The organism is Sphaerochaeta globosa str. Buddy (assembly GCF_000190435.1).
In the GTDB taxonomy this organism is placed as follows: Bacteria; Spirochaetota; Spirochaetia; order Sphaerochaetales; family Sphaerochaetaceae; genus Sphaerochaeta; species Sphaerochaeta globosa.
Genome location: NC_015152.1, coordinates 1,687,756 through 1,702,175, shown reverse-complemented (window position 1 = coordinate 1,702,175; position 14,420 = coordinate 1,687,756). Strand labels below are relative to the sequence as shown.

General features: G+C 44.8%; 12 protein-coding genes, 1 tRNA gene and 1 pseudogene. 4 read left to right on the top strand and 10 right to left on the bottom strand.

All coding sequences use genetic code 11. From position 1 onward, the window contains the following. The first annotated feature begins 137 nt into the window (after positions 1-137). The gene (locus SPIBUDDY_RS07975) at positions 138-1,031 is read left to right on the top strand and encodes an InlB B-repeat-containing protein (protein ID WP_013607239.1); all 894 of its coding nucleotides are present in this window, start codon (positions 138-140) and stop codon (positions 1,029-1,031) included. A 750-nt stretch (positions 1,032-1,781) separates the two neighbouring features. Here SPIBUDDY_RS07975 and SPIBUDDY_RS07965 read toward each other — a convergent pair. Next, positions 1,782-1,853, bottom strand: a tRNA-Val gene (locus SPIBUDDY_RS07965). 595 nt (positions 1,854-2,448) lie between these two features. Between SPIBUDDY_RS07965 and SPIBUDDY_RS07960 the strand changes: the two genes are divergently transcribed. Next, a complete protein-coding gene (locus tag SPIBUDDY_RS07960) occupies positions 2,449-2,697 on the top strand; it encodes a hypothetical protein (RefSeq protein WP_013607237.1) in 249 nt (82 codons plus the stop codon). Between the two features lie 314 nt (positions 2,698-3,011). Continuing rightward, on the top strand, positions 3,012-3,941 hold the full coding sequence (locus SPIBUDDY_RS07955) for an InlB B-repeat-containing protein (RefSeq protein ID WP_013607236.1): 930 nt from the start codon (positions 3,012-3,014) through the stop codon (positions 3,939-3,941). A gap of 269 nt (positions 3,942-4,210) precedes the next feature. Here SPIBUDDY_RS07955 and SPIBUDDY_RS15675 read toward each other — a convergent pair whose 3' ends face one another. After that, positions 4,211-6,025 carry a PAS domain S-box protein gene (locus SPIBUDDY_RS15675; protein ID WP_245523759.1) on the bottom strand — a complete coding sequence of 605 codons (1,815 nt, stop codon included), beginning with the start codon at positions 6,023-6,025 and terminating at the stop codon, positions 4,211-4,213. 18 nt (positions 6,026-6,043) lie between these two features. Continuing rightward, a pseudogene (locus SPIBUDDY_RS16510) lies at positions 6,044-6,319 on the bottom strand (PAS domain S-box protein); the annotation flags it as partial. A gap of 538 nt (positions 6,320-6,857) precedes the next feature. On the opposite strand from SPIBUDDY_RS16510, the gene SPIBUDDY_RS07945 reads away from it, so the two are divergent. Continuing rightward, the gene (locus SPIBUDDY_RS07945; RefSeq protein WP_013607234.1) at positions 6,858-7,775 is read left to right on the top strand and encodes an AEC family transporter; all 918 of its coding nucleotides are present in this window, start codon (positions 6,858-6,860) and stop codon (positions 7,773-7,775) included. Positions 7,776-7,812: 37 nt separating this feature from the next. Here the strand turns inward: SPIBUDDY_RS07945 and SPIBUDDY_RS07940 are convergent, their stop codons facing one another. From SPIBUDDY_RS07940 to SPIBUDDY_RS07910, 7 genes are all read right to left on the bottom strand, one after another. Next, positions 7,813-8,412, bottom strand: a complete 600-nt coding sequence (locus SPIBUDDY_RS07940; protein WP_013607233.1) for an outer membrane beta-barrel protein — start codon at positions 8,410-8,412, stop codon at positions 7,813-7,815. A 111-nt stretch (positions 8,413-8,523) separates the two neighbouring features. Next, positions 8,524-9,444 carry an alpha/beta hydrolase gene (locus SPIBUDDY_RS07935; protein ID WP_013607232.1) on the bottom strand — a complete coding sequence of 307 codons (921 nt, stop codon included), beginning with the start codon at positions 9,442-9,444 and terminating at the stop codon, positions 8,524-8,526. A gap of 81 nt (positions 9,445-9,525) precedes the next feature. Next, positions 9,526-10,287 carry a GNAT family N-acetyltransferase gene (locus SPIBUDDY_RS07930; RefSeq protein WP_013607231.1) on the bottom strand — a complete coding sequence of 254 codons (762 nt, stop codon included), beginning with the start codon at positions 10,285-10,287 and terminating at the stop codon, positions 9,526-9,528. Between the two features lie 50 nt (positions 10,288-10,337). Continuing rightward, positions 10,338-10,919 carry a uracil-DNA glycosylase family protein gene (locus tag SPIBUDDY_RS07925; RefSeq protein ID WP_013607230.1) on the bottom strand — a complete coding sequence of 194 codons (582 nt, stop codon included), beginning with the start codon at positions 10,917-10,919 and terminating at the stop codon, positions 10,338-10,340. 41 nt (positions 10,920-10,960) lie between these two features. After that, entirely contained in the window at positions 10,961-11,866 is a 906-nt protein-coding gene (locus SPIBUDDY_RS07920) for a hypothetical protein (RefSeq protein WP_155816081.1), read from the bottom strand. Between the two features lie 327 nt (positions 11,867-12,193). Further along, positions 12,194-12,790 (bottom strand): methyltransferase family protein, encoded by a 597-nt coding sequence (locus SPIBUDDY_RS07915; RefSeq protein WP_013607228.1) that lies wholly within the window; start codon positions 12,788-12,790, stop codon positions 12,194-12,196. Between the two features lie 103 nt (positions 12,791-12,893). Beyond that, a complete protein-coding gene (locus SPIBUDDY_RS07910) occupies positions 12,894-14,348 on the bottom strand; it encodes a carbohydrate-binding domain-containing protein (RefSeq protein WP_013607227.1) in 1,455 nt (484 codons plus the stop codon). Between the last annotated feature and the right edge of the window lie 72 nt (positions 14,349-14,420).

The window sequence follows — 14,420 nt, the reverse complement described above, 5'->3', positions numbered from 1 at the left end:
TTTTTGAGTAGAAATCAACCCTTTTTATGTGAAGGTGCCGCTTCGTACTCGCACAATTGCTATATTCAAAACCAAATTTGGATTGAATGCAGTATGAAATGAGTGCCGGATTGCAGTTCGGACGGTAGGGTAAGCGGATGAAAGCAGGAAAATTAGTAGTATGCATTGGGTTGTTGCTTGTGGTGTTCACTGGATGCAGCGATATGATCAATGAGTTGGCAAACAGGCAAGTGACGGTTACGTTCGATGATCAGGGCGCAGATTCCAATGTGTATCCTGCATCCAAGAATGTGTTGCGGACTGCAGGAACTGATACGGTCGGGTCATTACCGACACCTCCTGGCAAGAGAGGCGATACGTTCGGCGGATGGTACACGCAAGTCAATGGCGGGAGGACAGCGTTCGACGCCTCCACGCCATTGACTGAGGACATTACCGTCTATGCAAATTGGATACCTGATTATGTTCCTGGAGACACTGGTCCTGCCGGTGGGATAGTTTTCTATGACAAGGGGACGTATCAAGATGAATGGCGGTTCCTGGAGGCTGCCCCTTCGGATATTACGTCGGAATTCGACACTACAAGGCCCTACATTCACTTCTATGGACTCTACCGATCAACACCTGGTGGTGCTAACCTTGCAGTGGGCACAGGTACAGCGATAGGAACCGGCAAGGCAAACACAGAAGCCTTGGTGAATGCGATGGGGACCTCTGCCTATTACATTTCTGATTATGATCCTATGGTATACAGTCCGACGGAGCACTATGCTGCAAGGGCCTGCAGCCTCTATGCAAACGGAGGGTATACAGATTGGTTTCTGCCGAGCAAAGATGAGTTGAACGTAATGTACGAGAATCTCTACCATATTGAGGTGCCTATTGGGGGATTAACTGATAGCTATTATTGGAGTTCATCAGAATTAGAAAACTCTTCATTCTATGCGATGCTTCAGTTTTTCACGAATGGAATGCAAAGCATGAACCCTCGAGATGGTATGTATAGAGTCAGGCCTGCACGAGCTTTCTGATGAGCAATTCAGCAACATGGAGGCAGAGGGTATAGAGCCCTCTGCCTTTTAGACTAAAATTTTACTTGCACATGAAGTGGTGTGGCTTATCACGTTTTGGCGATCACGGTAGTACCACAACCAGGACAGGATATTTTGATTTTTCCTTTTCCTTTGGGGACTCTGTAATGGCGTCCACATTCGGTACAGATGAAATAGCTGTAAGTCTTTCTGTTTGCATACACTTCTTTCCTGAACGCAAACCAATCTCTTGGTTTCTTTGTGAGGCTGAGGAATTTTTCGTTTTCAAGCCTTCGCTTCGCGGTATGTTTGGAAGAGGTTCTGAAACTTACCAATACCACAAGTACCAAGGAGATTACTACCAAGAATTGGAAACCCGGGATGAGTGACAATCCGATACAGACAATGCTTATGAAGTATAAGACTTTTGACAACTGATCATACCCATATCGTCCGTATGACCACTGCCCAAGAGCACGCTTTAGTTGTTGAAGGAACTTTTTCACGTTCTATCCTTTTTCTGTTTCTTTTCTGTATGAGGTTCATCTTCATTTCGGTAGACTTGCCTGCTCATGAAATACTATTGCACCTTGATTGAGTCAAGGTCGGTCTGTGCTATTCTATCAAGCTTTGGATTTGAAACAAGCGTATTCAGAGTGGAATACGAAATATGCACAGCCCGGAGCGTTTTATAAAAATTCTCCACCTACAAAAAAGCAACCAACTCTTGTAATAGAGCCAGTTGCCTGTTGGGCGCGATTGGGTTTGAACCAACGACTTCTACCGTGTGAAGGTAGCACTCTCCCGCTGAGTTACGCGCCCGAGTTACTTTGACAATAATACGGAAATACTAGATGCCTGTCCAGAGGAATTTTTAGGTTATGGGCATAATTTAGGAAACTAGGCCACTCGTATCGTGTGAAGGTGAAAGTCGTTATCTTTTGCATTTCTTACTATGAATCTTTTCCGTTCATCACTGAACAAACTAAATCCAATATCAATTTGGTCCAAAATTCTGTCTGCACCTACGATGAGCGAGACCCCTTAGCTCGCCTGCCTGGATGAGCCGTTAAGTAACCCTGATATCGTCTGTGTTGGGGATGAGGATACCACAAGGTACGGAATTACCTACACAGAATATAAATACAACTAATATAACCATGGGTTTTTTCACAAATCTGGAGTCATTATAAAAGACTGAGCAAGTCTTGTTGCAAGTCACAGGTAAGAAAGCATAAATATTTCACAGAGTGAATATTCTGTATATAACTTTGTTTTTAAGTAGAAATTTCAGCCAAGTAAGTCAATTCCAATTTTCTGGATAGGAACTCTTTCATAATCAACCCATTTCAAGCGTCAAAAGACCTCTTGAACATACTTATAAACATAATTTAAAAAGATAGCGAGGATTTCGATTATGAAGTTTTTCATTCGGACGGCCGCTTGCACAGTCATCCTGTTCTTCCTGAATTCTGTAGCTTTGTTTGCTTCTAGCAATCAGCTCTACTTCAAGGTACGAAACTCCGACAACCGGCTCCAGTCATTCCGTTATCAACAAGAACCGGATGCAAACGGTTCTTGGAAAACGTTGGATGGTTCTATTCCCATTCTATTACTGCAAGATTTTGATCCGGCCCAAGACAAGTTGTTCATCCAGCAATCGTAGGATGGTGCATCTTGGAACTTTACCTATGCATTACATACTAGGCAAAGTAACAGTTACGTGGAAAGAGAAAATCCAAAGGCTCAGACATACTATATTAGTCTCTTCTAGATTGTCTCGATACTTCTACCATCTACTTCTTTCTTGTAGGAGGAATGCATGAATTAGCTTCGTTCACAGTAATGCTTTGGTGCCATCGTGGTCCTGCTTACGTTCAGTCTGCAGGCTCTCACGATAAAAGAATAGTTGTTCTATCTCGTACAGAATGACAGTTCTGTTAAATCTTATCACTATGGTTGCTTACTAAGGGAAAAACAATGAAAAAAACAAAGATACTTACACTAACAATATTCTTTACATCAATCCTTCTTTCAGTCCTACTGCTTGGCTGCAACGATACGATTGATCCCAAGACTTATGATTCCTACACCATCACCTACAACCTGGATGGCGGAATCAACGATGACGGCAATCCTGAAACCTACACCATCAAGACACCGACGATAACACTGCAAGCTCCGACGAAACCCGGCTTTGTGTTTGATGGGTGGTTCTCCAACGCTGCTTTTGAAGGTACTGCTGTGACTACTATTGCGCAAGGTTCTATGGGGGACAAGGCTTTGTATGCGAGATGGACAGAGTATGCGGTAGGTGATAGAGGCCCTGCAGGCGGGTGGATAATCTATGTTTCGGATGAGTTTTACATCGAGAATGGTTGGCGGTATCTTGAGGTGGCTCCTGCCGACCTTTGGGTGGCTGGTAGTGGATCGGATCGCAGGGTTTCGATTGATACGGATGATGTCCCGGAAAGAGCTGATTACAGCCATATATTTGGGTATCACCGGCCTTCAGGTAGCAATACTATTGTGACAGGAGGGACTGACGTAGGAGTCGGGAGATGGAATACGCAGGACTTGGTGGATGCAATGGGAGACGAAGCCTATAGCTCAGAATCGGGAAACGACAAGACGGGGGACTATGCTGCGAAGTTGTGTGACGAGCTGGTAGTTGAAAAAGACGGGGTTGTATATGACAACTGGTTTTTACCCTCGAAAGACGAGCTGAACTTGATGTACAATGAATTAGCTTTGCTAAGCGCGCCTGGTTTTACTGATAGCGGATACTGGTGTTCCTACGAGTGTGCTGTTTACGCAGCGTGGAGCAGGAGTTTTGACTTCCCTTCGAATTTTATGCAGGCCTATAAAGACGTCGATGCCAGGGTCAGGCCTATACGGGCTTTCTTATGAACTATTTGCCCAATACCCTATGTAGTAATTGAAGTTCGGTGCAGGGGGGAGATGAACTTTCCCCCTGCTGTTTCTACGGGAATCGTCCTGAGGTATTTTCATTACTGGTTAGATTAACAATACAAGCGTACAAAAATATGATTGCCCCCGATTGTTAGAGTCAGCCTAAACGTTTCCACCGGGGTATTCACCTTCGTTCTAGCCCGAAAACAGCGTAAGAGTAGGGCAGTACCTGCCTGAGGGAAGCAAACACCGTATGATGAGTGGGCTCAATCCCAAGAAAAGTCTTTTTCTGTAACCACTTTCATACAAGCATCAACAACTAGCGGGTCAAACTTGCTTCCTTTGAAATTTTCTATCTCTTGCATCGCGGCTTCAATTCCTAGTGATGCGCGATAAGGCCGGTGTGAAGTCATCGACTCAACAACATCAGCAACCGCTAAAATCCTTGCTTCGAGAATAATATCATCGCCGGGCAGCCCCAAGGGATAACCAGTTCCATCGAGCCGTTCATGATGCTGATGAATCATCTCTGCAACCTGCCAGGGGAAATCAATCTCTTTTGCAACGTTATAACTTTGCTCCACGTGTGTTTGCAGGATTTGGACTTCAAGATCAGTAATCTTTCCTGGTTTGTTCAGGATGTCTGAAGGGATGTATACTTTCCCGATGTCATGAATGAGAGCCCCGAATGATAGGTTGACTAGGTCCAGTGGAGAAAACCCCAAACTTTTTGCAATGGCACAAGCGAGTTTTTCCACTCGTCTTTGGTGACCTGCAGTATACAGATCCTTGAGCTCTCCAATCTTCGAGATTGCATGTACCGATTGCTCGAGCATTTTCTCCAATCGTTCGTTCAATACACGCAAGTTGTCTCGATTATTTCGTATTTCATTCTCATATTCCATGCGATCGGAGATATCTCGTACCAAACCTTCCGTCCCAATAATCTTTCCTTCCTCATTCTTGACGAATTGCACATTCATTGAGACCCAGAATGTTGTGCCGTCGGCACGTAATGTCTTGCAATTATAGTCGTTTACCGAGCCATCATGCCGCAATCTACGTATCAATTTTTTCATATCTTCAGAATCGGCAAACAGTATGTCCGCAGGTTGTCCAACCAGAGTATCCAGGGAGACGAACCCATACAGAGACAATGCCTTCGGATTGATGACTGTGAAAGTACCATGCAGGTCGGTTTGGAAGTATGCATCCTGAAGGTTTTCAAGAATCCTCTTGTTCTGTGTCAGGCTCGTTCGTAATTCATATTCAATCTTTTTCCGTTCAGAGATGTCAACGAAGGTTTCCATCAGCAGCTCCTCGCCATTCATCTCAATCGGGGAGACTGATTTGATGATGAAAATTTCTTTCCCACCACCACATTTCAACATGCGTTCACTATTGTCAACTTTTAACCCATCATCGAGTATCGGACATTTCTCGGGTGCGGCGGTACAGAAAATATCCGTACAGAATTTCCCAATAATTTCATTCTCTTTAAGCTGCATCATCGTCATAGCCGAAGGATTCGACCAACGTATCTTTTTGTTCTTGTCAACTATGACTATACCGATGAGCGAGTTCTTTAAAGCAGTGTCAAAGTTTCGGTTGGCCGTTTCCAATGCCTTCTCGGTCAGTTTCCGTTCGGTAATGTCTTGGCCAAATACCGATATTCCTATCGTTTCACCGCTGATTTTTACTTCGTTGAACGAGAGGTTTAGAATGCGTTTGTTCACCGATGTCTCATAGTCGATCCTATAAGCACCTTGGGAAAGAACTTTTTCATACATATGCTCCCATACAATAGCATACTCAGGGGGAAGCAAGTCCGAAGGTGTCATCCCACGCGTGATATCGAGGCTTCGGCCGGTCTTAAAGTAGTGTATCAAGCTCGAATTGAACATGATAAGCCCGAAGTTTACAGGATCGACCACCCAAATCATGTCATCCGTGCTTTCGATCAGGGCACGGCTTTTTTCTATCTCTTCTTGTACTTGCCGATTGGTACTCTCAAGGTCGGGTATTCGTATATAGGTTTCCAGTATTCCGTTGAGGCGCTCTGTATCTAATAGGTTTTTCATGGAAATTCGAATGCTGGCATCATGTCCATCTTTGCAAGTCATTCTCACCAGCACATGCCCAACCGATCCCGGCCCCTTTGCAAGGAGCTCCCCAAATATTCGGGAATACTGATTTCTATCTTCTTCTTGCAGGTGATCAAGGACATGGGTGCCTATGAGTTCTTCTGGATGGAAAGCGAATGCCTTCTCATAGCTCGGGCTTCTGTATTGAATGACCATATTCTTGTCTACGATACCTACAGGGTCATCTATCTCTTCGATTAGAAGTCTATAGAACGATGTATCTTCAACCATATTTCTTTACCTAACTAGGTGAGTATATTTTTTAGATCAGGACTTCAAGAGTTCGGCAAGTCATCGAACTTTGTGACTTGAGAAAATTCGTTGCAGCATGTATAAGCTGCAGTAAAATCCTGAACACCGAGAGTTCGAATAGTCATATTCTGATTGGGAAGAACCTTTCTTTACTCCCTCCTTGTTGTCACAGAAAAAGAATTACGAAAGTAGTTGCGTCCTGATGTAATCATACTACAGAGTATTCCATAATACATACAAATATTTTGGGACTTGGGAATATGCCATGACTAGTCTATTTTAAAGATTCGTATTTCAACGCCAAGTATCAGCTAGAAACTATTTTACCAAGTTGCCAGTTTCTTACATCGATGTGATTCTTTGCGTCTTCAATAGTACCAAAATGTATCATGCAATTTTACGAGGTAATTATCAAATGGCTGAACTCGGCTACTAGCCATCCCCATTCTGTCTTTTCTTGCACCCTCTGATTATGCATGGTACTGTTTACCTACGTACTATAAATGGCAGGATAAGCATGTATTCAATACTTCCCGTCCTCTTTCTCTTCATACTAGGGTTTCTCTTGCAGAAAGGAAGCACACTGACACCGCACTCGGTTGCCGGGGCTAAACGGATAGTCTCTGATCTTGCGCTTCCCGCACTCCTGTTTCAGGCGTTCTCTACGCTGGAAATTGAGGGAAAGTATCTAATCTTGGTTGTCACCATATTCTTGGTCTGCTTCTTCATGGTCTTACTGGGAAAAGCCCTTGCAAAACCCCTCCATCTGGAAACTCCCTATTTCCCCCTCCTGCTTGGAGGTTTTGAAATGGGAATGTTAGGCTATGCATTGTTTCAAAGCGCATATGGAAGTGAACACCTGGGTAAAATGGCATTGATCGACCTGGGACAAGTCCTGTTTGTGTTCTTTGTGCTCATGGCGCTCCTAATCAAAGAACGTGATGGCGCTCATACCACCAAAGCGTTGCTGCGACAGTTCATAACATCCCCGGTAATTCTTGCAATATTTGGAGGTATTGTTGTAAGTTTTGTAGGCAAGTGGTTTTCACCCCATCCACTCTGGACTGCCATCGGCGAAGGTATCTCCCTGCTTGCCAGTTTGACCACGCCTCTTATTGCTCTCTCCATCGGATACGGCATTCATATCAAAAAGGAAGGATTGGCTTGGTCGATCAAGACAATCCTAGTCAGAAAACTCGTATTGCTAGGCTTGGCATTGTTGATCAACCATTTCCTTATCGACCAATTCCTAGGCATGGAGGCCATCTATCGATATGCCCTGCTTGTCATGTTTCTCACTCCGCCTCCGTTCGTTGTTACCATCTACATGCGTCCCAACGACACAGTGAATGCCGATTATGTAGACAACACACTCTCCTTGGACACCCTCATTTCCATACTCATGGTGATGCTAGTTGCTGTGCTGTATGTGTAGGTTGGTTTCTCGGAAGAAAAAGTGTAATTCTGATTCCCTAATACTGGAACGCCAGCCCAACGTAGGTGCCGAACCCCGATCCACTCTCAAGGGAGACCGTATCAGTGGTAGAGGAGGAACCGCTTTTGGTTGTTGTTGAAACACGGAACGGAATGCTGAATCGGACTCCACCAAGAAGCAATAAGTCATTGCCTACCTCGTATACTGCACCAACTTTTGCCTCTACCTTGGAAATACGAGACGTTGTTTCACTGGTTGAGTCCTCGTATGAACTCTGGGTATACCCATAGCCCAAAGCAGTTTCCAGCGTCCAATCACGGTTCAATGTATGCCTGAATGTACCCATGAGGCTTCCGGTGAGCACTGATTTCGGATCGCCTTCCAGCGTAAGAATGGAGGTCACAAATTTGGGTGTGGATGTGCCAAACCCGAATTGATAGGTAAGCCCAAAATGCTCTGAGGCGGCAAAGTAAGTTGCTCCCTCTATAGAGATTGCCCCCTGGTTGAAAATTACTTTGTAATTGTCCTCACTATACGTATCTTGCATAAAAGACAGACTGCCACCGACATATGAGGAAGCAAAGGCTAGGGACACAGTGGCAAGACTCAAGAGAAAGACCAAACTATATCGTTTCATGGTTACTCCATTAATTAACAGAAGTATATCCTACTTAAGAAATATTTCCAATAGGATAGAATTTTGGTGCATTTTTCATATTCCTATTGATAACGAGGCAAAACGTTGATCCTAGTCAGAGAACTGCTTCTGCATGTACTCAATTCTCTGTCTGATAATTGCTTGGGTATACTCACTCTTCCAATTGAGCTCAAACCCATGTACAGTCCCTTGCGTCTGATTAAGTATCACTTCAATACCAACATCCTGCAATTTTTTGGCATATGCAAGGGCTTCATCACGCAGGCAATCAAACTCATTGGCCTCAATATAGGCTTTGGGTAATCCCTCAAAAGAAAGGGCCTGAGAGGGAGAGCAATAGGCAGAGTTATCAGTCTCTTTGCAGTAAAGGTTCCACATTTTCTTGTTTTGTTTTGCATTCCAAATTGGAGTATCAATAAACCGTTTCATGGAATCGGAATTCTGTTGTGCATCCAGAACTGGATAGATGAGCATTTGAAACAAGGGATTAGCCAGCTTTCGATCACGGATCAGGTGGGTCAGTGAAGCAGCCAAGGCCCCTCCGGCACTGTCACCGCACATTGCTAGCTTTGATGCATCGATACCCAGCTCGCTTGCATGTGCTACCATCCACGCATAGGCTGCGTAACAGTCTTCAAGTCCATAGGGGAAGCGATACTGAGGAACAAGACGATAATCGACCAATACCACCTTGGCAGAACAACCAAGTGCATATAAAGCTATCAACCTCTTATGAAAGTCGTTGGCCGGAAGGGCGAAAGCGCCACCATGGAGAAATAGAATGCAAGGTGAATTTTGCACATGGTTCTGAGGACTGAAGAGTTCCAGGGGGAGTGCATATCCTTCGTAACTCGGAATGGTGAATTTCTGCTGGCTGATCGAACTGGGAACAGCTTCTCTGTCGTAGAGCAATCGAGTGAGCCGTTGAAAGAAGGGCAGCAGAGGGGCCTTCATGGGAAAGCCAATTTGCAGTTTGCTATAGTCCTCATGCACCGGATACTTGTTTTTCATACACACTCTCTGTTCGCAATAGTAAGCTGGATGATTCGAAGAAAGCAAGCTTCTTCAATTGAATAGGGAAGCATAGCAGCGTCAGCTGTGTATCTCATACGCAGTATACGCATAATCGAAGTGATACCCCAATTTTTGGGCAAGATGCAGGGAGGTTGTTGTATGGGCATCCCAGGAGGGAAATATACCTCGCTGTACACAGCACAGAATGAGCTGGGCGCAGCAAGCTGCTGCCAATCCCTGCTTTCTATACTCAGGATGGGTATCGACCTCAATTTCGATTCCACTCTCATAGGAGTAATACGAAGAGGCACCACTGACGATTTTCCCATCCTTCAGTGCACAAAATCCCAGACCATGTGCAGCATACTGATCATAGGTCGTAAACAATGCAACCAAATCCTTTGACCAGCTCTCACTGAGGCACTGATGGTACAAAGACTCGTCGATGGCTCTCAGTACATAGTCTTCTTTCAGCGAATCAACAATTTTTTGCAATGACGATATAGTGAAACTCTGCTCATCCTTTTTCAGAGCGTACCGAGTGATGGCGTGTGCCCGGCTGCCATAGACTGTCTCGATGAGATCATTCCACGGTTGGTCGGGACCTACCAGAATAAGGAATTTCTCACCCTGCATGGCTGAAAAATCCCTTAGTAAAGCCTCAGAGGGTTCTCCACCCAACAAAGCGAAGTCGCCAATACTGGCAATTGCACTTCTTGGATGCTCAAAGCTGTCTGCATACACAGATCCCATACCGCTAGAAAGGCAGGCTTCAAAGAAATTGCTCTTCTTTCCGGTGAACAAGGCTTTGGCATTGTTGGGGTTCTTTAGATTATCCATACAAGGATGAAGATACCATAGCTGAATAGTTTTTCAAGCTGTTCATAGCGTTATCCTATACAGCGAGCCATGGTAGCAATATCTTCAGCGGCCATTGCAAACTTCGATTTCTCAATGAGAATGTTTTTGCCGGTCATAATATATGACGGTATGACACGGATACTTCCATAATAAAACTCACTGTTTCTCAATTTGTAGGTTGGCGTGGAAGGAACGACAGGCTTCTTTGCAATCATGTTAAATGCCTTCTTGGCCACATCCCCCATAAGCATAATAACAGTAACGTGTGGGAACATTGCAATTTCCTGTTCCAGATAGGGTAGGCTCTCTTCGATGCTGCTTTTTTCAATCGAATACGCAGACTTGGGGACTTTAACTGCGTTTGTAATATAGATGCCCATCTGTAAAATGTCCTGCATGGTTTCAACGGGCAATCCCGCTTTCCTAAAAAGCGAAATTGTTGTGTGCAGATACTCTGCATCGGCTTGTCCGTAGAAATCCTGGAAAGGGTCTGAAGGAACCACCTCATTAATCATGATTGCTCTGATTTTCAGGGGATCGACATCAACATCATTGAACTGCATATGTTGTGTAGTTCCCAATACCTGCTGCAAAACTTGCTTGACATGCATGGTTCATACCTCTTATTTACGTTTTTGATACTTGTATCACCCTATACAGTATCCTTGGGAGTGAGTGTAACAATAATAGTATCGCTGTAGGTGCCTTCTACCAGGGTATCAACATCATGCTCCTGAATTTGAGTCACGTACACACCCTTGGTATACGTACTATTCACAAAGCCAACCCAATCTACCAAATCACCTGGGTCTATGATAGTGCCATTGAAGGAAAGCTTGTACTTGAGGGTGCTGAGATTTGGATCCTCTGTATTCCTCATTTCAAAAAATTCAGTATTCGTCTGATTTGTGAAGGTAAGCGTAACACCGCAGGGATTGGAAACATCGGCATTCGTGACGATCACCTCGGCTTGTGCCACATACGCTGTACCAGTACCATACGCATCACTAAGTTGGAAGCTTTCCTGTATATCGGTAATCGTAAAATCAAAGATGGGATCGGTGGGATCTACATAGGGAACCGGGTCATCGGGCGTAATAGTTCCAGGCCCTAGATAGGGTTGTTCAGGAATAGGCTCACCGTTCGTACCGGTAACAGGGGTGAAATCAGCATTCCAAAAGCCAACATCCTCAGTGGAATAGGAAACAGTAAAATTTCCTACAGTTCCTGACATATGAGCATAACTCTTGTCAGGAAGAAACACGTTGTCTTGATTGTAGGAGATCAAGTAGAAATCAATGGTAATTACCCCATACATCGGTGTATCAGTAGGATAAATCGGGTTTGTGTATCCCTGGTTGAGATTTGAATTGGTTAGTTGTGACCCATACTTGAGAATCGCCACACCATGAAACCCAAGTTGATCGGTTGTTAACGTAGGATTCCATAGTGTCGGCCCAGTGAATACGAACTCATTGGAGATGTTTGAAAGCAAAGCGAACGACCTGACTGTCTGTCCTTGCGTGTCGATGCTGAACCTTCCAATGTGCATTGCCATCAAATTTGGGTAGTGGTTCGTGCCTATACCACCATACTTGTTTTGGTAGATGGAGTTGTAGCTTTCAAGCTTCAAAGGGTAGGTAGAGTAGGTAGCTATGACACCGGCAACAAGTAACGACGAAAGAAGGAGTAGAATTGTAAGGAATACAATTTTCTTCACTCGGAAATCTTACCTTTGTCTTGTATGAAAATCAATAAAATATTCTTTCAGTTATGAAAATTATCTATGAGTAATGATATTTATCTCATCTACAGCCATACAGAATACATTTAGTGTCTAAATATAGGTTGGAATGAAAAGTTTCCCGTGTCATTGCATCAGGGATTAGCGCGTTCTCCGTCTGGGAATGAACATTCCTGTTCTCTTCTGATACTCCCGATAGCTTTGCCCATATCGTAGTATAAGATCTTTCTCCTCAACAAAGCACCACATGTTCCAGATGGGAGTGTAGAGGGCTGCGACCAAGGTCAGCAAGGGTGAATGAAGCACGAGTGCACATACATTCCAAACGGTAAGCTCGGCTATTGCCTGCGGATGCCTGATCGTATCGTAGATACCTGTGTAGAGCGTATGCTCCTTATCAGGCTTCATTGTTTCTTTCCCTGCATCACGTATCGCAACAACCATAAGCAAACCGGCAGGGATACCCAGAACAATTGCCAAGACCAAGCTTATCCAATATGGCCAGGGAAAATTGACGGGAACAGAAATGAAGGAAACAGGAAACCAGCGATACAGAACAAAATTGATGAAGGCAACTCCCATACAGAGGGAGCAAACCATTCGGTATCGAGCGGCAAGTTTGTAGGCATCCTTTCTATTAGTTATTTCCATATGTGCAGGCCTGACCGAAAGACTATAGAAAACGGTGAACCCTATTGAACTTACAAGCAAGGAAACTAGATTGACCATACCGAGCATGACTGGTTATCTCCTAGCTGTTCAGTATAGCCCTAACTAGGAGAAAACCAAGACAGAACCCGCCTTCAGAGGGTAGAAAGCGGGTTCTTGCATCTGTTTTAGCTTACTGTTGGAATACAGGAGGCTCAAAACCATGGGGTGGGTTCGGACCAAAACCCATGGATCTCAATTCCTCTCCCAGATGTGTTACCGATGCACTAAGGGTAATCGCCTCGCTTGTTCCTCCCGTATAGGTTGCTTTTCCAAGGGCAAGCCCATTGAACGTAGTAGTGGCTTTTAGTTTCCCTCCTATTGAAAGGGTAACTTCTTTTCCTTGCGTGAGTTTGTCTGAACTAAGAAGGAGTGCAGCCCCCTGTTCATAATAGGCTGGGACGGCATAGGCAATGATCGTGTTCTCCTGTGCATCGGCTAGGACGAAAGAAGTATCTGCAGCAAGCTTTCCTCCATAGGTCAGCACATTGCCTGTTGTGTCTTGTGCAAGGGGCGTATTGTTGGCAGCACCCCCGATGGCAACCACTGTTCCCCCGGTATAGGTGAAGTTTTGATTGGCATCGCAATCAAGAGCTGTCTCCGGTGCTCGAGAACCAAGGGCAACTAGAGTCCCTGCTGTGATAGCTATTGTTCCATTGGAATCGACTGCGTCGGCCTGGCTGCTGTGAGCCATAATCAAACCACCATGTATTTGAATGCTGGAGCCGGCATTCAGGGCATCGTCGGTAGTGGATACCTGAATCAACCCTCCATTGATGATCAAACTCTGTTTGGCCTCCAGGCCTTCCGGACTTAAAGAAGCCTCGTCACTGATTTCGTACGGCTTACCCGTAGTTCTCAGCGTAATTACCCCGTTGTTGATAATGAGATTGGGCGTTGGATCATCACGTGTATCCTCAGTTTCAGCATCCTCATCCTTATCCCAGCCGGCAGTCATAGCTTTCCCTACAGAGGTGATACCAATAGTTCCTCCGTTTACTACGAGGTAGCCTTTTGCCCCTGACTCGCTTTCAATCCCGTTGACTTTAATGCCTTTCCCTTCTTCCTGGTATACCGACCCGTTGGCCTCAATAGTCAGAGATCCATCGTCCATTATGAAGGCTTCGTCCACACTGATACCGTTGCCTTCGCTTGCTTCATTCGTAGTAATGGAAATGGTTCCACTCTGTATTCTCAAGGTGCCGTCAATCTTGAGAGCATGCTTCTTGTTGGCGACAACCTCCAAAGAACCTTCACCATGGATGATTACATCGCCTTCTGCGGTCAGCACTCCTTTCTTCTCATTATCCGAACTGTCGGAAATTATATTCTGTGTGCCTTGGGCAAGGTTGATGAAAGCCTTGGTAGAACTCTTCAGCTGGAGAGCCGGAAGGGTAGTTCCCGTAATACTTGCATTCTTGAAGGTGATTGCATAGGTTGCAGCATCACTGGTAATGGTTACTGTACCGACTATTGTCCCTGAGAGGACATAGTCATACAGCTTTGTACCTTCATTGGTGATGGTCAGGTTTCCTTCTTCAGACCGAGTGATAAAAACCTCTGAATTTTCTGAAACTGGCTCTTCCATGTTGGCGTCGGGCGAAAACAACCACAAATAGCCGGATGAAAACAACCAATACAAGACAATAGAAAATAACCA

Bases quoted from the DNA above. Each gene is read 5' to 3' on its own strand.
- SPIBUDDY_RS15675 (WP_245523759.1), bottom strand. From the start codon at position 6,025: ATGAAAAACCTATTAGATACAGAGCGCCTCAACGGAATACTGGAAACC.
- SPIBUDDY_RS07910 (WP_013607227.1), bottom strand. From the start codon at position 14,348: ATGGAAGAGCCAGTTTCAGAAAATTCAGAGGTTTTTATCACTCGGTCT.
- SPIBUDDY_RS07920 (WP_155816081.1), bottom strand. From the start codon at position 11,866: ATGGCAATGCACATTGGAAGGTTCAGCATCGACACGCAAGGACAGACA.
- SPIBUDDY_RS07940 (WP_013607233.1), bottom strand. From the start codon at position 8,412: ATGAAACGATATAGTTTGGTCTTTCTCTTGAGTCTTGCCACTGTGTCC.
- SPIBUDDY_RS07925 (WP_013607230.1), bottom strand. From the start codon at position 10,919: ATGCATGTCAAGCAAGTTTTGCAGCAGGTATTGGGAACTACACAACAT.
- SPIBUDDY_RS07930 (WP_013607231.1), bottom strand. From the start codon at position 10,287: ATGGATAATCTAAAGAACCCCAACAATGCCAAAGCCTTGTTCACCGGA.
- SPIBUDDY_RS07960 (WP_013607237.1), top strand. From the start codon at position 2,449: ATGAAGTTTTTCATTCGGACGGCCGCTTGCACAGTCATCCTGTTCTTC.
- SPIBUDDY_RS07915 (WP_013607228.1), bottom strand. From the start codon at position 12,790: ATGCTCGGTATGGTCAATCTAGTTTCCTTGCTTGTAAGTTCAATAGGG.
- SPIBUDDY_RS07945 (WP_013607234.1), top strand. From the start codon at position 6,858: ATGTATTCAATACTTCCCGTCCTCTTTCTCTTCATACTAGGGTTTCTC.
- SPIBUDDY_RS07975 (WP_013607239.1), top strand. From the start codon at position 138: ATGAAAGCAGGAAAATTAGTAGTATGCATTGGGTTGTTGCTTGTGGTG.
- SPIBUDDY_RS07935 (WP_013607232.1), bottom strand. From the start codon at position 9,444: ATGAAAAACAAGTATCCGGTGCATGAGGACTATAGCAAACTGCAAATT.
- SPIBUDDY_RS07955 (WP_013607236.1), top strand. From the start codon at position 3,012: ATGAAAAAAACAAAGATACTTACACTAACAATATTCTTTACATCAATC.